General features: G+C 41.9%; 22 protein-coding genes, 1 tRNA gene and 1 pseudogene. 16 read left to right on the top strand and 8 right to left on the bottom strand.

The window, feature by feature from the left end; all coding sequences use genetic code 11:
- Positions 1–460 precede the first annotated feature (460 nt).
- A complete protein-coding gene (locus BLR82_RS15170; RefSeq protein WP_074600317.1) occupies positions 461–1,318 on the top strand; it encodes a dimethylarginine dimethylaminohydrolase family protein in 858 nt (285 codons plus the stop codon).
- Positions 1,319–1,435: 117 nt separating this feature from the next.
- On the opposite strand, the gene BLR82_RS15175 is transcribed toward BLR82_RS15170, so the two are convergent.
- Positions 1,436–2,161, bottom strand: a complete 726-nt coding sequence (locus tag BLR82_RS15175; protein WP_074600318.1) for a YwiC-like family protein — start codon at positions 2,159–2,161, stop codon at positions 1,436–1,438.
- A 206-nt stretch (positions 2,162–2,367) separates the two neighbouring features.
- Between BLR82_RS15175 and BLR82_RS15180 the strand changes: the two genes are divergently transcribed.
- The 4 genes from BLR82_RS15180 to BLR82_RS15195 all read left to right on the top strand — a co-directional run bounded on the left by BLR82_RS15180 (position 2,368) and on the right by BLR82_RS15195 (position 6,205).
- A tRNA-Ala gene (locus tag BLR82_RS15180) sits at positions 2,368–2,440 on the top strand.
- 584 nt (positions 2,441–3,024) lie between these two features.
- Positions 3,025–3,918, top strand: coding sequence for a hypothetical protein (locus BLR82_RS15185; protein WP_074600319.1), 894 nt, complete (start codon positions 3,025–3,027; stop codon positions 3,916–3,918).
- 284 nt (positions 3,919–4,202) lie between these two features.
- Positions 4,203–5,036 carry an alpha/beta fold hydrolase gene (locus tag BLR82_RS15190; protein ID WP_074600320.1) on the top strand — a complete coding sequence of 278 codons (834 nt, stop codon included), beginning with the start codon at positions 4,203–4,205 and terminating at the stop codon, positions 5,034–5,036.
- Complete coding sequence (locus BLR82_RS15195) at positions 5,036–6,205, top strand: SpoIIE family protein phosphatase (protein ID WP_074600321.1); 1,170 nt, start codon at positions 5,036–5,038, stop codon at positions 6,203–6,205. Before BLR82_RS15190 ends, BLR82_RS15195 begins: the two co-directional genes overlap by 1 nt.
- 474 nt (positions 6,206–6,679) lie before the next feature.
- Here the strand turns inward: BLR82_RS15195 and BLR82_RS15200 are convergent, their stop codons facing one another.
- Positions 6,680–7,609, bottom strand: a complete 930-nt coding sequence (locus BLR82_RS15200) for a manganese-dependent inorganic pyrophosphatase (RefSeq protein WP_074600322.1) — start codon at positions 7,607–7,609, stop codon at positions 6,680–6,682.
- Between the two features lie 520 nt (positions 7,610–8,129).
- On the opposite strand from BLR82_RS15200, the gene abc-f reads away from it, so the two are divergent.
- The 6 genes and pseudogenes from abc-f to BLR82_RS15230 all read left to right on the top strand — a co-directional run bounded on the left by abc-f (position 8,130) and on the right by BLR82_RS15230 (position 14,412).
- The gene (abc-f, locus tag BLR82_RS15205; protein WP_074600323.1) at positions 8,130–9,761 is read left to right on the top strand and encodes a ribosomal protection-like ABC-F family protein; all 1,632 of its coding nucleotides are present in this window, start codon (positions 8,130–8,132) and stop codon (positions 9,759–9,761) included.
- 336 nt (positions 9,762–10,097) lie between these two features.
- Positions 10,098–11,382: pseudogene (locus tag BLR82_RS15210) on the top strand (APC family permease).
- Positions 11,366–11,962, top strand: coding sequence for a bifunctional transcriptional activator/DNA repair enzyme AdaA (locus BLR82_RS15215; protein WP_074600325.1), 597 nt, complete (start codon positions 11,366–11,368; stop codon positions 11,960–11,962). The pseudogene BLR82_RS15210 and the gene BLR82_RS15215 overlap by 17 nt, the downstream one beginning before the upstream one ends.
- A gap of 252 nt (positions 11,963–12,214) precedes the next feature.
- A complete protein-coding gene (locus BLR82_RS15220) occupies positions 12,215–12,406 on the top strand; it encodes a hypothetical protein (RefSeq protein WP_074600326.1) in 192 nt (63 codons plus the stop codon).
- A 183-nt stretch (positions 12,407–12,589) separates the two neighbouring features.
- Complete coding sequence (locus tag BLR82_RS15225; protein ID WP_074600327.1) at positions 12,590–13,762, top strand: sensor histidine kinase; 1,173 nt, start codon at positions 12,590–12,592, stop codon at positions 13,760–13,762.
- Positions 13,762–14,412: a response regulator transcription factor gene (locus BLR82_RS15230; protein WP_074600328.1), complete on the top strand. Its 651-nt coding sequence runs from the start codon at positions 13,762–13,764 to the stop codon at positions 14,410–14,412. The genes BLR82_RS15225 and BLR82_RS15230 overlap by 1 nt, the downstream gene beginning before the upstream one ends.
- 5 nt (positions 14,413–14,417) lie before the next feature.
- Here BLR82_RS15230 and BLR82_RS15235 read toward each other — a convergent pair whose 3' ends face one another.
- Positions 14,418–14,603: an anti-repressor SinI family protein gene (locus BLR82_RS15235; RefSeq protein WP_074600329.1), complete on the bottom strand. Its 186-nt coding sequence runs from the start codon at positions 14,601–14,603 to the stop codon at positions 14,418–14,420.
- Between the two features lie 212 nt (positions 14,604–14,815).
- Here BLR82_RS15235 and BLR82_RS15240 point away from each other — a divergent pair, with 212 nt between their 5' ends.
- From BLR82_RS15240 to BLR82_RS15250, 3 genes are read left to right on the top strand one after another with little or no spacing between them, the layout of a single operon-like run.
- Complete coding sequence (locus BLR82_RS15240) at positions 14,816–15,145, top strand: PadR family transcriptional regulator (protein WP_074600330.1); 330 nt, start codon at positions 14,816–14,818, stop codon at positions 15,143–15,145.
- On the top strand, positions 15,142–15,699 hold the full coding sequence (locus BLR82_RS15245) for an HAAS signaling domain-containing protein (protein ID WP_074600331.1): 558 nt from the start codon (positions 15,142–15,144) through the stop codon (positions 15,697–15,699). The genes BLR82_RS15240 and BLR82_RS15245 overlap by 4 nt, the downstream gene beginning before the upstream one ends.
- A complete protein-coding gene (locus BLR82_RS15250; protein ID WP_074600332.1) occupies positions 15,696–16,598 on the top strand; it encodes a DUF4097 family beta strand repeat-containing protein in 903 nt (300 codons plus the stop codon). The genes BLR82_RS15245 and BLR82_RS15250 overlap by 4 nt, the downstream gene beginning before the upstream one ends.
- Before the next feature lie 150 nt (positions 16,599–16,748).
- Here the strand turns inward: BLR82_RS15250 and BLR82_RS15255 are convergent, their stop codons facing one another.
- The 3 genes from BLR82_RS15255 to BLR82_RS15265 form a co-directional block, all read right to left on the bottom strand.
- Entirely contained in the window at positions 16,749–16,952 is a 204-nt protein-coding gene (locus BLR82_RS15255) for a hypothetical protein (RefSeq protein WP_074600333.1), read from the bottom strand.
- Between the two features lie 296 nt (positions 16,953–17,248).
- The gene (locus tag BLR82_RS15260) at positions 17,249–17,746 is read right to left on the bottom strand and encodes a hypothetical protein (RefSeq protein ID WP_074600334.1); all 498 of its coding nucleotides are present in this window, start codon (positions 17,744–17,746) and stop codon (positions 17,249–17,251) included.
- A gap of 209 nt (positions 17,747–17,955) precedes the next feature.
- Positions 17,956–18,678 (bottom strand): hypothetical protein, encoded by a 723-nt coding sequence (locus tag BLR82_RS15265; RefSeq protein WP_074600335.1) that lies wholly within the window; start codon positions 18,676–18,678, stop codon positions 17,956–17,958.
- Between the two features lie 187 nt (positions 18,679–18,865).
- On the opposite strand from BLR82_RS15265, the gene BLR82_RS15270 reads away from it, so the two are divergent.
- A complete protein-coding gene (locus tag BLR82_RS15270) occupies positions 18,866–19,933 on the top strand; it encodes a tellurite resistance/C4-dicarboxylate transporter family protein (RefSeq protein WP_074600336.1) in 1,068 nt (355 codons plus the stop codon).
- A 15-nt stretch (positions 19,934–19,948) separates the two neighbouring features.
- Positions 19,949–20,311, top strand: coding sequence for a DUF488 domain-containing protein (locus BLR82_RS15275; RefSeq protein ID WP_074600337.1), 363 nt, complete (start codon positions 19,949–19,951; stop codon positions 20,309–20,311).
- A gap of 269 nt (positions 20,312–20,580) precedes the next feature.
- Here BLR82_RS15275 and BLR82_RS15280 read toward each other — a convergent pair whose 3' ends face one another.
- A complete protein-coding gene (locus BLR82_RS15280) occupies positions 20,581–21,030 on the bottom strand; it encodes a hypothetical protein (protein ID WP_074600389.1) in 450 nt (149 codons plus the stop codon).
- A 13-nt stretch (positions 21,031–21,043) separates the two neighbouring features.
- Positions 21,044–22,003, bottom strand: a complete 960-nt coding sequence (locus BLR82_RS15285; RefSeq protein ID WP_074600338.1) for a D-2-hydroxyacid dehydrogenase — start codon at positions 22,001–22,003, stop codon at positions 21,044–21,046.
- Positions 22,004–22,087: the final 84 nt, after the last annotated feature.

A 22,087-nucleotide genomic window follows, 5' to 3' on the forward strand; every position in this document is an offset into this window, starting at 1 on the left:
TTACCGCCTTTTTGGCCAATCTCTTGGAAGTGGTCTTTGTCATATTTGTTGCTTACAGTGTTACCGCCTTTTTGACCAGCTTCTTCTACAGACATCTTATTGTTTCTACGTTTGTTATTGTTTGCCATCTTTATCTTTCCTCCTTTAAATTGTTTTCACTACTACGAATTCCACGTATGGACGCTTTTAAACTTTTCTTCTTCTAAGAGGCTACGTTCGATTCACGAATCTTACTTAATTTGGAAACTCTATCAATCTATTTATCCACTTGAATATTTTCGGAAGCCGAAGGAAGGCAGGAATACTTGTCATTGTTTTTACTATTGGTTTATACTAAAAAGTTAGAAAATTCAATTAAGTAAACAGCCTGCCGTGCGGTTTTTGATGATAAGGAAGAGGGAATATCTCCTTATAGAGGTTAGTATATTATTCCAAATGATAATGGAGGTAACCCGAATTGATGATAAAATCAGAAGAAAAGACCATTGAGTGTACGACAGAATATCACAAGCTCGAAACATTATTCATTTGCAGGCCGAAATATATGGAAATTACCGAAATTATTAACGAAACACAACGGCATTATATCAATGGTAATATCGACGTCGATTTGGCAATGGAACAACATGAGGATTTCGCCCGGGCACTGGAAAAACACGGAGCGGAAGTTATCCGGCTGGAACCAGAGCATCAGCTCAATGAACAAGTTTTTACCCGGGACATCGGTTTTTGCATTGGCGACCGATTGTTTTTATCGGAAATGAAGACAAATATCCGTGGCGCCGAAGTAGATGTGTTAAAACAAAACCTACAGGAGAAAAACATCGCTTATCATCGTCCTTTTTTACAATCGATTGAAGGCGGAGACGTCATGGTGGATGGAAATAAAATCTGGGTCGGTATCAGTAAAAGGACGACCAGAGAGGCGGCGGATACCCTGCAGTCGCAGCTGGGAAGTGATTATCAAGTCATTCCGCTCCCGCTCGATGAAAGCATTCTCCATCTTGATTGTGCTTTTAATGTACTTAGTCCCGATTGGGCGTTGGTGTATCCCGATGCATTTACCTCGGAAGATTATCAAAAACTGAAACAGAACTACCAGTTGATTGAAGTCTCCGCGGCTGAGCAGTTTTCCATGGGAACCAACGTACTTTCCATCGGTGGAGGAAAAGTCATCAGCATGCCGCAAAACAAGGATGTTAATGAAAAAATGAGGCGAGCCGGTTTCCACGTGATCGAAGTGGAGTTTTCGGAAATCATAAAATCGGGAGGATCTTTCCGTTGCTGCAGTCTCCCGATGTATCGGTCCAATAGCTGATAAAAAAAGAAGCCGCCATGATTGGCAGCTTCTTTTTCATGAATTAACATTCGTGAGAGTATCTGATCTTCTTTCAGTCCGATTTATCAGCCTTTCACTGGAAAAAACCTTCTTTTCTCAATCAGATAGAACGATCACCAACATTAGTGCAAAAAAGAAAACGGAATTGAGGATTTCCAGGATGCCGATTTTCTTAATAGAAAGCGTTCTTCCAGGCAGCAGAAAGGCTCTTAAAAAACTTGGAAAGTAAGCGACCGTCAGCCATAATCCTCCGATGAAAAAGCCGCCAATCGTCAGTAAAAGATGATAACTCCAGGAAAAGTAGAGGAATTGCCGGTTTTTCTTTTCCCTGATCATCGTTTTTACGTAAAAAATACTGCCGAAAAAGAATAAAAAGTGATAGGCTGCCAAAACAAGAGCCTCTTGCTCAATGGTACTAGTACCAAGGAAGTAGCTGGCCAGTCCGCCGATACAAAAGGTAATCACGGCTACCACATCATTGAGGAACGCTCTTTCCTTTTTCTTTTTGGCAAAGTGAATATTGACCAAAAACAGCGGAAGCATGGCAATGCCGAAGAAAATCAAGCGCCACTCCACCAAGAGTAGCGGGAGCAGAAACACAAGGGCGGCAAGACCGAAGAGAATCGCTCCTTTTTTATATAGGGAGTTGTTCCGTTTCTTCTTGAATACCATGATAAGCGGATAAGTTGCCAAGTATAAACAGAGCCACCCTAGGAATAAGGGGACATGCCAGAATGTAAATTGGCCGGCAATGGCTTCGAGAAAGAATGGGATGATTAGCATTGCCCAGGCGCCGTGCTGCCTTGGGAGTAGTTTTTTCATCAGAAAAACTCCTTTGGTGGAATTGATTTTTCTTCTATTATGCAAGAATAACTGGTTGGTTACCGTGAGAAATATCACATGAAAGCTGGGAAAAAGCCGGATATAGGCAGTAAAACAATTTTTACTTAACCTCTTGCAAGACAGCCTGGTAATGGTATATAATACTTCTTGTCTGAGTCAAATAGCAATATCATTTAATCGAATACGGGGCATTAGCTCAGCTGGGAGAGCGCTACACTGGCAGTGTAGAGGTCAGCGGTTCGAGCCCGCTATGCTCCATCACTCAACCCCTTGTCTATCAAGGGGTTTTGCTATGTGTACGCTTTTGATTAATGGAGGGTTTTAGTGATTTGTTGACGAATTGTTGACGGTTTTTTCTAAAGGTGCATATTGTGGCATCCTTTCTTCATAGATTTCCCTTTAAGTCAGCATCCCAAAGGGGGTGTTTTTTTCTATAGGCCGAATTCTTCCGTTCCTCTTGTCGATTTTCGTCGAACAAAAGCTATAGGAAATTTTCTCCTAATGTCGAATTTATATGATGTAGGGAGTTGTACATCTTGGACCATTTGTACAAGATGTTAGAATGCTTACTTAGTGATTTAGGGATGTATTGGGAAAGTGGTATTTAAATTTCTTTCCTGTAAAAACAATTGGTTTGGTTCTGTCCTAATCTAAAAATTGATCATTCAGATTACATAATAGATAAGGGACAACAAAAGTGGTATCGTATTCAGGCTGCAGTTATGAATTCAATTAGTATTTATCACTGGTATCTGAAGCGGTGCTCTAAAAGGGAATAGGGTAGATTCGAATGGAGATTTACATTCTATTTACCAGCCACAACAATAAGGAGAGGATGAATAATGTCGGGATTAACCAATGTTTCTAACGGCCAGCAGCACATTAATGTCAATCATATTAATCGCAGTACACCACGACAAATATCGAATGGAACGAGCCTCCATAATTATTCAAATATGAAGCTGGATAAGCTGCTTCTCTCTGATGTGGTGGGTGAAGCAATCAATCAGTCCTCCAAGCTGGAAGTGACCGTGCTTAAAGATGAAAGTTTAGGGAAGTCGGAATCAGATTATGATGACTATTTCTCTTCTTTTGTTGAAGATTTAGAAGGAGTTTCTGAAGAAGAAAAGGATCAGCTTTCGGGACTTATAAAGAAAGCAATAACCAGGAATGAAGATTTTTGGTCGAGTGGATGGACTAGTTCAAAAGAAAGCATGTACCATCTTCAAACGAAAGAAAAGCTCCATTTAATAGCAGAAAAGGTACTACCTCCTTCTTTTGCAGGGGAGATGAAAAATGTATCGAATCAATTTACAGATGATCAGCTGGGGCAGACAGTAGATAAGTCATTACAAACATATGAATTAATTTACAATCGAGATAAGTCAAAAGCAGGTCCATTAGGAGATATAGCAGACCGTTTAAAAACCTCCATTCAACATATTCAAGAAGGAAATCATATCGTTCAAGTTGAGCAAAAACAGTATAGTAAGCTGTTTTCTGAATTAAAACTGTCTGATCAATTCCAATACCGTTACGAAGAAGTGATGAATGGTTTTAAGGAGATACAAAAAGAACAATTGGGTGGATCATGGGACAATAGATCTGAAGCAAGCCTCAATGAAAGTATTCAGTTACTTAGGGAAGATTGGAATGAATTTACCAACCAGTTTGAAGAATTCAAAGATTACCGTGTGTCATCAATTCACAATTCGCACGTAGATATCAAAATTTGAAATTTAGTATGGGATAAATAACTCTAATATAAGAGGGCATCCATTTAGACGAAATGGATGCCTTCTTTTATTGGTGGGGAAAGGAATTCATACTAACTCTTTCCTATAGACATTAATGTCTTTCCGGCATATAGTGATGGTTGATGAAGAAGTCTTCCCTAAATCGATAAGCTGTGAGGCTGTTATCTTACATTTTCCATCCAACTCCTTTATAATTAGGGATTATTCGTCTATCTGTGAGATAATTTATCTAATAAAGATATCAGGCAAAGGGGAAATCCGTTATGGAACGAAATGTGGTTGTCCGAAATAACGTTACAATTAAAGGTAAAGGGACTAAGCCTATTCTGTTTGCCCCTGGCTTTGGCTGTGACCAATCAGTATGGAGCAGGGTTTCAAAGTCTTTTGAAGAGGATTACCGAGTTATTTTATTCGATTATGTTGGAATGGGAAAATCCGATATAAAAGCTTTTGACTACGAGAAATATAGTACACTAAATGGCTATGCACAGGACGTCCTTGATATTTGTGAGGAATTGGCGTTAAAGGATGCCATATTCGTAGGACATTCGGTAGGAAGTATGATCGGTATGATTGCTTCCCTGCGAAAGCCTGATTATTTTTCTTCCCTGATTATGATCGGTCCGTCCCCCTGCTATCTAAACCACCCGCCTGATTATTTTGGCGGTTTTGAAAAAGAAGAGCTGTTCGGTTTAATGGACATGATGGACAAAAATTATATCGGCTGGGCGAACAGTTTTGCTTCTACGATTACCAATGATGCGGAGCACCCTGAAGTTGCAGAAGAGCTGGAAGATCGCTTTTGTTCGACAGATCCTGTCGTTGCACGCAATTTTGCAGAGACTTGTTTTTTTGCAGACAACCGGGAGGATTTGCCGCGCGTAACCTTGCCGACTTTGATATTACAATGTTCTGAAGATGTGATAGCGCCCACTGTAGTTGGGGAATATATGAATCAACGTTTACCGGTAAGCACCATACGTTACATGGAAGCCAGAGGTCATTGTCCCCATATGAGTCATCCTGACGAGACGGTTGCATTAATACATGAATATTTGGAGAAGCTTGAATCAGAGAAAATAGGTGGTTTAACTTAATGGACGAACAGCTAAATCAGGCACCATGCGGTTTTCTTACCTTGTCGACTGAGGGTACAATTTTTTCGATGAATGAGATGTTGCTGCGATTACTTGGGTATCAACAGGATGAGTTGGATGGACAGCATATAAATGTCATCTTATCACCTTCGGCGCAGATGTTTTTTCAATTATATTTCATCCCGATGGTGACACATAAGGGGTTTGTCGAGGAGATGTACCTTTCATTGGTGAATCACCAATCAGAAGAGATACCAATACTGCTAAATGCTTCCAAGAAGAAGGACAGTCAGCCTTCACTTATCGATTGTGTGTTCCTTCCAATGCAGAGAAGGAACGATTATGAAGATCAACTGTTATTCGCCAACAAGGTTGCTAAAGATGCTCTAAATAAAAAACAAGAAGCCATGGAAGCGCTGGAAGCGAAACAGGCCCAGTTAATTAAAATTAATAAGCAAAATCAAAATGAATTACAGCTGGCAAAAAAAATTCAAGAAACCTCGTTAACGGATGCTTTTGGCAATGACAAGATTCAGATTGAATCTTATTATAAGGCATCAAAGGAATTATCAGGAGACATCTATGGTTTTTATCAGATCAATGACCACCAATATGGTGTGATTTTATTGGATGTAATGGGACATGGAATTTCTTCTGCTTTAGTAACCATGTCTCTACAATCTTCATACCAAAAAGTTATCCCAAAGGGAATGAGCCCAGCTTCTGTTATGAAAGAATTAGATAGCCATTTACATTACTTATTTCATCATGATGAGGAGGCTTGGCATTACTGTACTGCTATATACCTTCTTATTGATACCGAAAAGCAAACGATGGAATATATCAATTCTGGCCATCCCCCCGCGATTTATCAAAATAAACAAGGGAAACAGGAGACATTGGGTGCTACGAACCCTCCGCTAGGCACATTTGAGGGAATAACGTACCATTCCAAAACCATTCGGTATGATAAGGGCTCCAGATTGCTGCTTTATACGGATGGAATATCGGAACTGATCGGGTATAGCTATTTGAAAGAACTGATAATGAATTCTCCAGGGAAATCATTAACCGATTTGAAAGAAGAAATGGCGTTGAAACTAAAGCAGAAACAAAAAAGGTACGACCAAAAAGATGACCAGTGCTTCATATTGGTTGACTTGAAGTAAGGAGAATCGTTCTTTTTTTAAGGGAAAAGGAACATCTGATTGCTAGCTGGATAACACACTCTATATAAAGAATAACGTACAAAGAATATAACAACCACTGTAAAATAAAATTTGCAATTTTTTTCGCAAAAGTATTCTTTAATAACATGCAGCTTATTTAATATGGCATCGTTAGGCTAATCCTTCCAACTCGCTTGGGAGGACTTTTACCTTTTGCAGACTTGAGTGTGAATGGTTTTTTTAATGTAATTCGCGTATATAGATAAATTTAAAATCTACTATAAGGTATATCTATCCTAATAGAAGAAGGCATCCATTTCATCTTGGTGGATGCCTTCTTCTATTTAGTTAAAAAGGAATACAAGCACATTCCTATAGACATTAATCGTAATAAATCTTCCAGAAAATCTTCGTGCTTATTGAGTATCTTTTCTTTATTCCCATTTGCCATAATGTTCAGCTTTCATGGCTTTTTCAGTCCGCAAAAGCTTGAGTAAGTGGAGGTACAACCTGTTTCTTACGAGAAACAATCCCGCTAAGAAAAGCCATATCCTCTTTTAAAGTAGTCGAAAAAGCTTGTTCAAATTTCTGTTGTTCTTCTCCTAAAACCATTACAAGGGATTCGCTGGTCAAAATATCAGTAATCAATAGTACGAACATAGCCAAATCATTGTTCTCAATTCTCTCGGAAATAGCATTTTTTATCTCTTCACTGCGGGATTGGACATTGCTTGTATCCACCACATTTACTTGAGCGATTTCTACGTTTGCGCTTCCCATTTTGAATAGCTTAGCGTCAATTGTAATTATGTCTGTCGGATCAAGGTTCTCTGTCCCGGCTCCGGCTTTTAATAGCTCCATGCCGTATGCTTCCATATCCACGGTCGCCAGTTTACTAAGTTCTGAAGCTGTTATATGATCAGCTTCGGTAGAGGTCGGAGATTTAAATAATAAAGTATCCGAAATGATTGCTGAGAGCATCAGTCCGGCAATGGCTGCATCCGGCTCCAACCCATGTTCTTTATAGATTTTATATAGGATGGTTGCTGTACATCCTACCGGTTCAGTCCGAAAATAGACCGGTTGTTCGGAAGAGAAGTTGGAAATGCGATGATGGTCGATCACCTCAAGAATATTACCTTCTTCCAGACTGTCGATACTTTGTGAATGCTCATTATGATCTACAAGGATGACGTCTTGATTTTTTGCCAATTTTTCTGCAGCAAGTTCGGGAGGCTGGATTGAAAATGTATCAAGAGCAAATTGGGTTTCTTTTGAAACTTCACCAAGGCGGACGGCTTTTGTTTGAAATCCCAATCTTTTTTTTAAATCTGCGTATGCGAGGGCAGAACATATCGCGTCCGTATCTGGGTTTTTATGTCCGAAGATTAAAGTATAATCCATTATTACAGTCCTTTCAGTTGGTATTTTACTTATTATCTCCCACCTATCATGCTATAAAAATTCTTTCATGACAAACTTTTTCGGAGCAAAAGCAGTAAAATGTATTGGTTAGGAATGCACACTCTATATAAAGAATAACGACCAAAAAAAATAACAACCACTATTTCAAAAAAATCAGCCAGGATTCTCAAGAATCAAAAACCGCTTTGCCATACAGACTTCTGCTATGCTATACTAAGCGTACTACAGACGAAAGGAATGATGGGTGGACAATGAAGAACTAATCTTATTCTCAACTGTTTGAAATAGCATATTTCAAAACACACGAAATAGGATTAGTCTGCCCATTATTTTATATCATTCCACAGCTGTCGCAACATGCAGCTTATTTGATAACGCATAAGGTACGGCTAATCCTTCCAACTCGCTTGGGGGGATTTTTTATTGGCCCTTTTTATTTGAATGCATTCATGATGCTGGCCATGTCGAGATCCTCCCTTTACGGAAAGGGATTGATAGAATGACGGAACTGTTAAAGCTGAATAATCTGAGCTATGAAGTGAAAAACGTAACGTTGTTTGAAAAGATGAATGCTCGTGTGCAGCAGGGAGAGGTCATCGGAATCATCGGCAAAAACGGTGCCGGGAAATCGACGCTGCTAAAATTGATTAATGGAGACCTTACTCCGACAAGCGGTCACATACAGTGGCTTCAGAAACCTATCACCATTGAAATGGTCGCGCAGGAAACAGAAACTCATAAGGTGGAAAATATGTCCGCAGACGAAGGAAAACTGAGAAAGGAGTGGCAGGTACCTGATCATGAGTACGATCAATATAGTGGCGGGGAAAAATTGAAAGCACGGCTTGCTGCCGGATTTTCAAAAAACGCGCAGCTGTTGTTGCTGGATGAACCGACCAACCATCTCGATCAGCAAAGTTCGGACCTTTTACTACACCTGTTCAAAAGCTACCGGGGCACTATCCTGTTTGTATCGCACGATCGTTATTTTTTGGATAAGGCCGCCACGAAAGTGTGGTCATTGGAAGGAAATGCGCTTATCGAGCATTCAGGGAATTATTCCAGTTATATGGAGGTACGCAAGCAACGCAGGCTCACCCAGCAGCGCGAGTATGAAAAGCAACAAAAAATGGTGGGACGGATCGAGGGGCAGCTGAATGAACTCACCTCATGGTCGAAGAAAGCACATGCGGAATCGACGAAAAAGGAGGGCTACAAGGAGTATTATCGATTAAAGGCAAAGCGAATGGATTCGCAGGTGAAATCGAAGCAAAAACGGCTGGAAAAAGAGCTGGAAGAAAATAAGGTGAACCCTGTTGACCCCGAATACAAAGTGGATTTTACCATGAAAGCCAATACCAAGGTCGGCAAGCGTTTCCTGGAAGTGAATCATTTATCCAAATCCTTCGCCGGTAAAACGTTGTTTCAAAATGCCAGCTTTATCATCCAGCACGGGGAAAAACTGGCCATCACAGGCCCGAATGGCAGTGGGAAAACGACTTTGTTGAACATCATCATGGGCAAGGAACCGGCGGAAGGCGAGGTGTGGATCTCGCCTGCAGCGGATATTGGCTATTTAACCCAGGAAGTATTCGATTTGCCGCTTTATGAAACGCCAGAGCAATTGTTTTATCAAGATACGTTCGAAGGAAGAGGAAAGGTCCAGAATTTGATGAAGCACTTAGGATTCTCTGCTGCACAGTGGACAGAGCCGATTGCCGAGATGAGCATGGGTGAGCGGGTGAAGTGCAAGCTGATGGCTTACATTTTGGAAGAAAAGGATGTACTCCTCTTGGATGAGCCGACAAATCATTTGGATTTGCCTTCGCGTGAGCAGCTGGAAGAAACGTTGGCCCACTATAATGGAACGCTGATCGTCGTTTCCCATGACCGTTATTTTCTTGAGAAGGCAACAGAAGACAAGCTCATCATTACCGAACATCGGATTCAAAAACAGGGAAACATAGCCGTATCAAAAGTGGATGAGCAGGAAGAATTACGGATGAAACTGGAAACAGAGCGACAGGAAGTCCTGGGGAAATTAAGTTTTATGACACCTAATGACAAGGAGTATGCAAAGCTGGACGCAAAGTTCCTAGAGCTTACCCGACGGATCAATCAGTTGCGTTAACGCATACTTAATTCAGAACCGCTTCTCTTAGATGTAGACTAAGAGAAGCGGTCTTTCTTTTTAAAAATCATGCCAAAAAAGCAGAAAAAGATCTTTTAAAAGGGTCTTAACCAACAAGGAGGCAGCATGGATATGCACCTGGTGAAAAAGAATTAATTACTAGCTCTTACTTCGATTGCAATTTTATTGATTTTCTTTCTTAACTTCTTGAAATCTTGAATGAGGAACTATACAAAAATGCTTTTGACAAGTTTACTAGGCGAGAATTAAAGCGCAAAAAAAAGGAAGAGTTTTACACCTGTTTTTAGTAGACTATTGCTATAAAGGGGGGAGATCATGAGCAATAAATCTATCGGCTTATATCAAGGAATTGCATTATACATTGCTGCCATTCTTGGCTCGGGTATCCTTTTTTTATCAGGAATAACAGCCTCAATGGCGGGACCCGCCTCTATTATATCTTGGCTCATTGTTATTGTAATTAGCTTTCCGCTTGCTTATTCTTTTGCTTGTTTGGCAAGAAAATACCCTGATGCTGGGGGAGCAGCAACCTTTGTAAGAAATTCCTTTGGGTACCATCTTGGCAATATCGTTGGGTGGTTTTACTTTGTAACTGCAGCAGTTGGTCAAACTATTGTGTCTTTAACCGGTGCATATTATGTCAGTCAGGCATTTGGACTTTCAGGTGGAGAAACAACTGTAATTGCAATCTCTATTTTGGGAATTGCAGGTGCTTCTAATTATTACGGCGTAAATGTTAGTGGGAAAGTTGCATTGATTTTAAGTTCTTTATTATTAATACTTATAGTAGTTGCAATATTAGTGTCACTTCCAAGAATACAATGGGCGAATTTTACTCCTTTTGTCCCGAATGGGTGGTTTTCTGTCGGGAGCGCTATAACGGTTATCTTTTGGTCTTTTTTCGGTTGGGAGGCGATTTGTAATCTAGCCGAGCAATTTAAAAGACCGGAAAAGGACATTGTCAAAGGAGCAGTTGTTAGTGCAATGGTCATTGGAGTGTTATTTTTAGCGTTAAGCCTTGTCACTATTGGAACAGCAACGTATGGCAGCCAAGAAAACAATCTTTCTCCTATTGGGGTCATAATGGGTGCGACATTAGGCATAGGTGCTAAAGTCTTCACAGCTGTTTCAGCCTTAATTATTTGTATAGGCACATCAAATGCTTTTGTAGCTAGCCTGACGCAATTAGGATATTCATTAAGCCGACATGGTGCCTTTCCAAAGTTTTTTTTAAAACACCCTGTAACTACTCAAATCCCAAGACGGATGGTGATATTCGTTATCGGTTTTTCGATGGCAGGTGTTTTAGTTGTGAAGTTTTTATCACTGACATTTGATAATATTTTGTTTATACCGACCTCTCTTGGGATACTAGTTTATGTTCTTTCAATGGCTGCGGGGGTTAGATTATTCAGGAAGAACACATCAGCCTGGTGGACGTCGTTAACCTCTTGCATTTTATGTTTATTGGCTCTTCCATTTTTTCAACTGTATATATTTGTACCGATGATTGTCGTGGTTTTATATGCGATTTATATGATTTTTAGCAAGAAAATTTCTCCTGAAAGGAGGTTTAAAATCTAATGAAGGATCAAATTAACCATACTAAGGAAATTATGTGGCAAGCGACTGTTTCATGTGATTCATCATATGATGGAATATTTTTTTACGCGGTCCGTACAACAGGGATATTCTGCCGTCCTTCTTGCAAGTCCAAGGTACCTAATTGCGAAAATGTTTCCTTTTTTCCCAATGCGAAGGATGCCAAAAATGCAGGCTATCGACCATGTAAGAGATGTCGGCCAGATTTAAATATAAAAACATATGACCCACTAGAAAACCTTGTGAAAGATACCAAACGATTGATAAAAAATAGGTATGCGCAAAATCTGTCTTTACACAAGATAGCGTCAGAGGTTGGGGTTAGCCGTTTTCATTTAAATCGGATCTTCAAAGATAAAACAGGATATACTCCACGATTATATTTAGAAAAGATAAGAGTGAACGAAGCGAAGGAAATTCTTTTAACGACGAATCTTAATAGTACGGAAGTTGGTTATCGAATAGGCTATCAAAGTGTCTCTAGTTTTTATAATGCATTTAAACGAAATACAGGACTTTCACCGAGTCAATTTCGCGCTTACCGAAACTTAAATAACGACAACCAAGAAATTGACTGAAATTACGTTCGTTAACAAAAGATAGAATGAATTAACAAACGTGCGTTGTGCTTCGGGTGTTTTTTGATTGAGAAAGATGAAGTGGAGATAAACGTAAACCAAGGGAGTTACGACTTCAGAAAAGAATAACGATCACAGGATAAAAGAGATAGCGTTTAAGCAAATTCATCTAAATAAATTCCATAAAATAGAATATTGTGAAAGGAACCAGCCCCTGTTTGTCGAATTGAAAGGTAAAAAGGAGGGGGTCTGATGAAAGTAATCCTCAAGTTTTCAGATGGGAATGTCATAGAAGTACCAGGTACTCCTAAAACCCATGAATTTGTCGAACTAGTCGAAAGATCGAGGAGGGTCAACAAAGTATTGAGTTTCGAGAACCCTTCCAGCGGCTTTCAATTAAAACGGAATGCCGGGGATATTGTTTCTGTCGAGGTCGAATTTTAGCAGCAAGAAAGCTCCACGAATAACAATGCAGCGAAAAACTGTATTGTTTCCTCCTGCACTGGCCATCTCTTTTCGGGCATACTGATTAAGATGTTTCCTAGTAATTAACCGCCGTGCTTGTCCATTTAACAGAATTTTTTGTTAAAATGAATAGGGGGTTATAACTAGTTGGGGAGGAAGGATATGGGTCGAAAGCTGGAACGGAAGATTGATGTTAGTGTCGTACTAATTCTTTGTTTCATTACTCCGATGTTTGCCATGGATCCGCAGGAACATCCTGTTTTGTTGTATTCGTTTGCCGTCCTGTTAATAGTTACTTTCATCATTCGGAACTTTGTTGTTTATATAGATTTACGTACAAGGGCAGGTGGCTTGGTGTTATGGGGGCAGCTTTTACTGGCTGCTGTCATGACATTGGTTGACCAGTCCTTTATTTCACAAATCTTTTTACTGTTCCTCATTGGAGAAGCGGCTTTTCATCGAAAGAAGCTTTACAGCTGTGTTTATACCTTAACAGCCTACCTTACTTTTGTTGTTGGAAGGTTTGCTGTTTTTTCCGTTCCTGCTGCACAAATATGGGAAATCGTTATTCCGAAAAGCCTGGAATTTATTTGTTTTTTCGCAATTAGTTATTTGGCCAAGTATATAGCCGTACAAAAGCACCGGCTTTCAAATGCGCACGAGCGGATGAAGCAAGCTTCAATACAACTGGAGGAAACCACCATGCTGAAAGAGCGGACAAGGATTTCCAGGGAAATCCACGATACAATCGGTCATTCGCTTACCACAGCAATCATGGGCATAGAGGCCGGCAGACGCCTGTTGAAACAAGACGAAAAGAAGGCGGAAAAACTGCTTGGCGATATGAAACAGCAATTGCAAACTGGGCTGAACGAGGTCCGGAAATCTGTACGGACACTGAGCGCCCCGTACGAGCCGGACAATTTCACGAAGCATCTCACCGATTTGATTGAGGATACGAGAGACCGTACAGGAGTGAGGATTGCTTATGAGATAGAAAAGTTGGATGACAAGCTTAATGCGGACCAGGCAATCACGATTGTCCGTGCCCTGCAGGAAGGACTTGCAAATGGATTACGTCACGGAAAAAGCACCGATTTCCAATTCACCTTGGAGCAGCACACTGGCCGCATTACGTTTCATCTCGTCGACAATGGGAGAGGTTTTACAGTGAATCGGACAGCACCGGGTTTTGGACTGATGGGTATGGAAGAGCGTGTCCGTCAGCTGAATGGTGAGTTTCAAATAAATTCGATCCCAGGAAAGGGAACAGCTATCGCATTTTCCTTTCCTCTAACAGAGGGAAAAGATAGAATCCAGGCAGGTGCAGGCTAATGAATCAGATAAAGGTATTAGTTGCTGACGATCAGCCGGTTTTTTGTGAGGGGTTGGCTGCGTTGTTGAAGCTTGAGTTGGATATCAAAGTAGTTGCTTGTGCGGTAAACGGATCGGACGCAATTAAGCTTGCGGAAATGCACCGACCCGATATCGTCCTTATGGATCTTCGCATGCCTGAAGTGGGCGGACTTTCCGCGACAAGAATAATCAAGGCAAAGTTTCCCGACATTAAAATTGTAATGTTAACTACTTTTTTCGATGATGAATACATTGCAGAATCCGTAAAAATCGGAGCATCGGGATACTTATTGAAGGACGCAGATACAGACCAAATTATTCGTGGTATACGCGATTGTTATGCTGGCCAGCTGCTTTTGCCTGCTTCGTTTCAAGCAATGCTGGCAGATCACCTTGTGACATCGTATGAAAGCGTTCCGCTGTCGGTTTTGCCGGATATCGCAGGTGATACACTGACTCGGACAGAGGAAGAAATGCTGCACTTGCTTCTTGCTGGAAAAAAGAACAAAGAAATAGCAGAGGATCTATATTTATCCGTGGGAACGGTCAAAAATTATCTTAGCCAGTTGTATAAAAAGCTGAACGTCCGTAGCCGCAGAGAGGCCATGGCCTTACTAAAAAATCGATAAAATCACTATCTTTTCTCCTCATCTTCGAATAGGGAGCAGTTTGCTGAGGTCGGTGAATTATATTGATTCATATATTGCTTCTGCTTCAGGAAATCGCGGATATCCTGTGACGTCATTCCCAGTTCCAATGCCTCCTGTATGAGTTCTAGCCATTCTGTATCTATGTAGGGCTTCTCTCTAAGTCTTTCCATCATCATTCCTCCCAGAGACTCGTTCTTATCGCTATTTTAAGCAGTTATCAGCGGCAAAGATAGATAATAAAAGTAATGGAAAGGTCAAAAACGTCACTTTTTAAAACTTTTTCACACACTACCTTGCTATATTCACTACTGAATGATATTCTATAGTGGATCATAGATGACTAACTAAGAATAGAAGACACCAGGCACAGGAGGATAACCCAGTGAATGTTCAATTTAAAAAAGGAGCATTGGAATTATGTGTTCTCGTTTTGATTTGCAAAAAGGATCAATACGGATATGAACTGGCTCAAAATGTATCGAAGCATATTTTGATTGCTGAAGGGACCTTGTATCCATTATTGAGGAGACTGACGAAGGAGCAATATTTGGACACCTATATGTCGCCTTCAAGAGAAGGGCCGGCAAGAAAGTACTATAAGCTTTCAGAGAAAGGAGAAAAAAGGATGGAAACACTTATAGAAGAATGGAATCAGTTTACAGTTTCTGTTAATGAATTGGTTCAAAGCATCAGCAGGAGGGGAGAAGCGTGACAAAAGAGATCTTTTTGAAAGAAATCGATAAACGACTTAAAAGTCTTTCCAATGAGGAAAGAGAAGAGATTTTGTTTGACTTTAAAGAGCATATAGACGCTGCACTTTCCGAAGGAAGGGACGAACAAGAAATTGTGGAGGGACTAGGAAACCCGGCGGCAATAGCAAAAGAGTTGCAAGCAGAAGCGAGTCTGAAGATAGCGGAACAGGAACGTTCCATCACGAATATTGGAAGGGCGGTCATGGCTATCATCAGTGTCAGTCTGATCAATCTCCTCATTGTGCTAGGGCCTGCTCTCGGTATGTTAGCTTTGTATATCGGTTTGTATGGGGCGGCTGCAGTTTTGTCGCTTTCCCCATTGGTTTTTCTTTTCAAGGTTGTGTTTCTGCACTCTCCTAATCTGCTATTCGATTTCTTTGTATCCATTACGATGGGCAGTTTCGGAGTGCTTTGTAGTATCGGTTTGTGGCGAGTAGGAAAATGGCTGTATCGTTTGCTGATCCGGTATATGAGGTTCAACTTTTTAATAATGAAGGGAGATGGTTACAAGTGAAAAAATGGATTGTGTCCTTGTTGGCCATACTAATTGTCGGAATGGCAGGCACGATAACTATTTATCTTACAACAGGTATTTCGCGTGCATCGGTCATCGCGGAGGAGAGTTTTCAAGCAGGCGAAATCACGCGTATTCAAGTTGCGGCAACTTCGATGAATGTAACCGTGAAGAGCCAGTCATCCGATCAAATAGAGGCAACAGTGAAAGGAGATGTATTGGAAAAGGACCAGGAGGAGCAGCTTTACCAAATCGAGCAAACGGATGATACACTCATGATCACCCAAAAAGAGAAAGAGAACCGAGTAGGGTTTTTGCCATGGGACACGGCAAAGAATTTGCATGTGACGGTAAGCGTTCCGGAAAAATTGTATGACAACGTGTCGATTGAAACAACTTCAGGCGATATTGTCCTTGATCATGCAGAAACGGCCAATGCGCAAATCACGTCTACTTCAGGCGATGTGGATCTGACCGGGGACAAGATAACAGACAGCCTGGTGATGGAGGCGACAAGCGGAGATATACAAGCAGAGAATAATACCATCGAATCTGCTACCATCAGAACAACCAGCGGTACCATCAAGAATAAACAGGTTGAAGGGTCCCAGTTCGAGTACGAAGCCACCTCCGGTGATGTTGTACTTTCTCATTCTGGTGAAATCGCAGAGGTGAATGTCGAAACAACCAGCGGCGATGTGTCGGTCGAATATGATTTGCCTCAAGAGCGATTTGAAGTTGATTTTCAAAGCAGCTCGGGCGATGGGCGTGTTTCAATGGAAGAAGTTTTGTTTGAAGAAAAATCCGAACACAATATCCATGGTTTCATCGGAGAGAATCCTATCCATGTACTGAAAGTCAGGACGAGTTCAGGTGACTTTAGATTGAAAGGCAGGTAACTTCACAGGCTGTTACACGGCATTGCAACCAGGGCTTTTGGACAATGCGAGACAGAAAAAGGAAGACAGGTATATTTGTGGCAAAAACGGTGAGCTGTTTTTTAGATGAAAAAGGGACTTTCCTGCATAAAGTCCCTTCCTAGCTCCTTCTCACTCGTTTGTGGGAGTGTTCCGTCTTTTCTGTGCCTGCCCGGTCCTAATCATACTGGGAACACCGGCCATCATACTAACCATCAGACTCCACATTACATACCGCCATTCTCCTGTGAAGATGGCTACCCCGATGAAAAACACAAGTTGACCGACTAGCGCAAACCAAGAAGCAATCCAGGCAAATCGCAGGTTTTCTTTCATCTCATCCTCCTATCTTGAAATCAACTGCCTCCTTGTGTAGACAATTGGTCCGGTAGTTTATACCATATAGTTTAACATGAAAGCCTGTTAGAAAAGTGGATTTATCCAAGATGCGTAGTTAGGGGTGGTAAGTTGTATCGCAAAGTAATATATATCCTATTTACCATTTCTTTTATATTATTGGTAGGATATTTCGCGTTCATTTATTTTGTTCGTCATTTCCCCTTTAATGGCTGATTATTCCCAATACTGAGGCCTCCGGCGATTTCGGTTGAAGGGCTGGTGACCACGGCTTATTACCAGGAAATCTCTATAGTGTCGAGGGTAATGCCTCGTGCTTCGCCACTTAAAGTATGAAGGACTGATTTGATAGTCAGTTCATACTGCTCGCCATCTTGCAGGGTGAATGTTTGTTTGCCAGGAAAAGATTGATTGGGTTTGACAGTGGTTGTATAAGCAATATCTGGATAAATCATTTCATCTACAGCCTCATCTCTTTCCGGGTGTACCATCTCGCACTGGATGATCTCCATTCCTTGGGTAAGCGTGACAGGCTTTTCTCCAGTATAGGTTAATACTCCCTCTACGGTTAGCGAATCGGAAGAATGGGAATAAATCTTGGCAAGAAGATGGAAGTTATCCCTTTCTTTTTCCAATGTCATCGGTTCTTGCCCTGTTGTAAAACTGTTTTGCTTTTCCTGTTTTTCGACTGCCTGGTTTTCCGAATCCCCGCAGGCAGCCATTAAAAACATCAACGCCAGTAGAACTGCAAACCGCACTGTTTTATATTTCATGCTATCCCCTCCTACTTAAACAGTCGTCGCTTAGGGGGGATGGGTTTCTAAAGAAATTGTAAAGAAGAAAAGGAGTGGGACATAACATAACCCCACTTTGAGAACCGAATTGGGATAGGGAAGACAAAACCCAACGATGACTAATGCTTGGCATTTTCGAATATCGTTAGGTTATCGCTTTTGTCACCATGCTTTTTTCCCACCTGCTTTTACCAGTCAAAGATATACTTTAATGTTAAGGTAATCGCCGTATGGCTCAAGGCCCCGATTAAAAAAGCTGGCAAATGGGCGTTTTCTTCGGAAGGAAGCTCTTTTTTCAACACATTCAAAATCATCGCTCCGGAAATGAATGCGTACACAAGCGCCAGTACAAACGGTGGGAATGGAATGGCAATCCCGGCGGTCCAGCCGATGAAAATGCCAAATGCCAAAATGTAGCGTCCGAATTTTTCATAGCGGCCGGCGTCTTCCCGCCACAGGTCATGCGAGACGGCCATATAGTGAAATCCTACCGCCACCCCGTAAAAAGCTGCTTCCACTCCTTCGATATCCGTCCCGAATACTATAAAGGCGATCAGCATGTTATAAACACAGAAAAAAGCGATTTGAATCCAAAAGAAGCGGCCTTCGCCATGGGGGTGTTCCCTCTCCGCTTTATCAGCTGCCTTGTGAATGGCATAAAAGACTATCACGCCAATAAGGCCGATGAAGTACAGCTCTGTTTCCATTGTCAATCCACCAGCTTTGTCCCCGTAGTCCTCTTGTTGTTTATGCAGGGATGGCAGGACGTAAACAAATACATAGGAAACGGCTATTCCGCCTGAAAATGACAGCCATCTTGCAGGGCCAAGCCGGGATGAAGCGATGATTTTGTTGGAGAATAATTGGACAATCAAATAGACAATCCCAATAATGATACTGCCAGCAGACACTTGGTTTCCTCCATCCTGATTGATTTTCCGTCATTTCAGCGATTCCCCTGAGACTTTTACACTAAACCAGTGACAAGTGGCAATCTGTTCCCTTTGCAGAGTGGCAGTGGACGTTTTACAATAAGAACAGTGTCTTGTTTTTGTGAAAAAAGATGGGATGACAGGAACGGAATAGTAGGTGAACTGCATGAAGGCATTTATCAAACAAACAGCAGCGGAATTGTTTCCTGGTTATTTTGCTATGGTCATGGCGACCGGAGCTTTGTCGATTGCTGCGGAAGTACTGGGCATCGGGTGGATTGCCACCCCCTTATTGGTATCAAATATAATCGTTTATACACTGCTCTGGATACTGACGCTCATTCGGCTGATTGGATATTTTCCGCGTTTGGCTGCCGACTTTGCCAATCATGCGAAAGGACCTGGTTTTTTTACGTTGATTGCCGGTACATGTATGCTTGGCAGTCAATCGATCATTGTAACTGGAAGCACATATCTGGCTTTCTGGCTGTGGGGAGTAGGCCTCGTTTTATGGCTGGCCATCATGTATAGCTTTTTTACCATTGTCACGGTGCAACAGGCGACACCCACGCTGGAAATGGGGATAAATGGTGCCTGGCTGTTAGCAGTAGTGGCTGCCCAATCCTTATCTGTATTAGGTAGCTTGTTGGCTGAAACGATGGGAACCGGGAAACAAGTGATGCTGTTTCTTACTTTGAGCCTTCACTTGGCCGGGTGCATGCTATACTTCATCTTGATTACACTGATTTTTTATCGATTTATTTTTTTGAGGATGGAGCACACGGAACTTACTCCGCCTTATTGGATCAATATGGGGGCAGTGGCAATCAGTGCGATGGCAGGCTGTACTCTTTTGCTGCATGGGGGTGGCTGGCAGTTGCTTGAATCAATCCGGCCGTTTTTGACGGGATTCACTTTATTCTTCTGGGTTTTCGGGACATGGTGGACCCCGCTGCTGGTGATTTTGTTTATATGGCGGCATTTGTATCATCGTTATCCGCTAAGCTATGAACCGCAACAGTGGGGGATGGTGTTTCCGCTTGCGATGTATACCATCAGTACTTTTTATTTAGCGACTGTACTCCATCTGGATTTTTTGTTCTTCCTTCCGGAGGTCATGGTATATGTCGCCATGACAGCTTGGCTTGCCGTAACGATTGGATTGCTCCGACAAGTAATCAAAAAGTATCGTACATATGTAGCAGGTGGAAAGCAAATGCAATCTTACAGATGAAAAGGGGTGGAATTGTTGCAGGTTAACAGAAAGCGGGTGTATGAGCAACCGGAGAACGAAGACGGCGTGCGCGTATTGGTAGATCGGGTTTGGCCGCGCGGTCTGTCAAAACAAAAAGCGGCGGTGGATCACTGGTTGAAGGAGCTTGCGCCGTCCGCCGAACTGCGGAAATGGTTTCAGCATGACCCGGAGAAATTCCCGGATTTCAAACAAAAGTATATTCAGGAAATCGAATCAGATCAGACAAAAAGAGAGCATATCGGGAAATTGAAGGAAATCATCGAAGAAAGTGAATCGGTGACACTTGTTTATGGTGCAAAGGATACGGAGCATAACCAGGCGGTTGTGCTCCAGGAATGGCTCGCCGGGCAGGACTGAAAGACAGTTGATTTGAAGCATGCCCGTTTTTGCTAGTAAAATAGAGTATGTAAAAACGATAGAGGGGATTGTTGTTTTTATGTTCCGGTTCTTAAAAAAGAAACAATGTGAGATGTGCGGTCAGAAAGCAGTAAGGCCCACTGAATATAGAAATGATAACGGCGCAAAAGTGCTTGTCTGTTATAAATGTGTACCTTATGCCGAAAGAAGGGCCTTCCGGAAAGTCTGACGAAAAGGGCGTGCAAACCGATATGGTTGGCACGCCTTTTTCATATGGTGGGAGTCTTCGATTTTGCCTGAACGTTTTCTCTAGCACTTGTGTTGGCCATATAAGTTAGAATCAAAATATAAAACGGATAAGCGAATAATCCAGTCAAAAAGATCAACCCTAAAGCAGGGTTCGGTTCATCACCTGGGTTCGTAGTAGGAAACAACCTGGTAAACAAGTAAGTGAAAATGAGAAAGTAAGGAATCCATAGAATTGCTGTCCAAAAACCGGCGTTTTGGCCTTTCAACCACTTTTTACTTAATGAAAATATGCCAATAGTGCCTGCGATAATCAGTGTCAGCATGATGGTGAGAAGCACTCCATTGACGATGGTCGGGTTCCAACCGGTTAAGCGGTATATACGATATATGTTTACGGTCAGTTGGATTGGAATCAGTGCCATTATTGCATAAAGGATGCTGACCCCGTTTATTTTCAGAAAATATCTCACACCTCCTCCCTCTTCAATATCCTTTGTCATAGTCGACAAGATTGATGGAAGGGACTTCTCCTCTGAGATACTCTTTAAGATTGGGAATGAAAATGTCTTCGATCACGCGCTTGTCATAATGTTCGGTGGAACCGGCCGAGTGCGGCGTCAGGATGACATTTTCCAGCTCCCAGAGTGGACTATCTTCCGGCAGCGGTTCTTTTTCAAATACATCCAGCCCTGCACCGGCGACTTTTTTTGTTTGTAAGGCTTCGATCAAGGCGGGCTCGTCGACGACTTCCCCGCGGCCGATATTGATAAAGAAGCTGGAGGATTTCATAGTATGGAATTGCTCTTTTCCAAATAGATGACGTGTTTCCCCGGTGAGCGGCACAGTGACGATGACATAGTCGCATGATGGGAGAACCTCGTTCAGTCGTTCTGTGGTGACCATCTCATCGACAAACTCTTCCGGTTTATGCGAATGCCTTACACCGATCACCTTCATGCCGAATGCATTGGCAATTTTGGCTGTTTCTTTACCAATCGCCCCCATTCCGATAATGCCGGCTGTTTTTCCGTGAATTTCCAGTTTTAACTGTTCATGTGCCCATGTTTTTGATTGCTGATTCTGGACATATGCATGAACTTTTCTTGTCAGTCCGAGCATAAGCGCGAAAATCGTCTCGGAAATCGGATAGGCATGGACTCCGTTTGCACTCGTCAAAGCGACATTCCGTTCGGCAAACCGGTCGAGCGGGTGGCTGTCCACACCGGCACTCCAGCTTTGCACCCAACGAAGGTGGGATTCGGCTTGCAGCGATTCGTTCATGTCTTTTTTCCAGCCGGCAACGATTTCTGCCGATTGGATGTGCTTCTGCCAGGTTTCTTTCTCTTTCCCGACAATTATTTCCCAATCGGGTACAATGTTTTTCACTTGGTCTTGGAGTTCTTTTTCAATGTTTTGTGCGATTATCAACTTGCGCTTGCTCATTCTGTCACCTCTTTATCTCGTCTCATGATTTTTTCCTTGCCATCATTCTATCATGGAGACATAAAAAAAGCGGACGACCTGCTT

The organism is Sediminibacillus halophilus, assembly GCF_900103695.1.
GTDB classification, from domain to species: Bacteria; Bacillota; Bacilli; order Bacillales; family Amphibacillaceae; genus Sediminibacillus; species Sediminibacillus halophilus.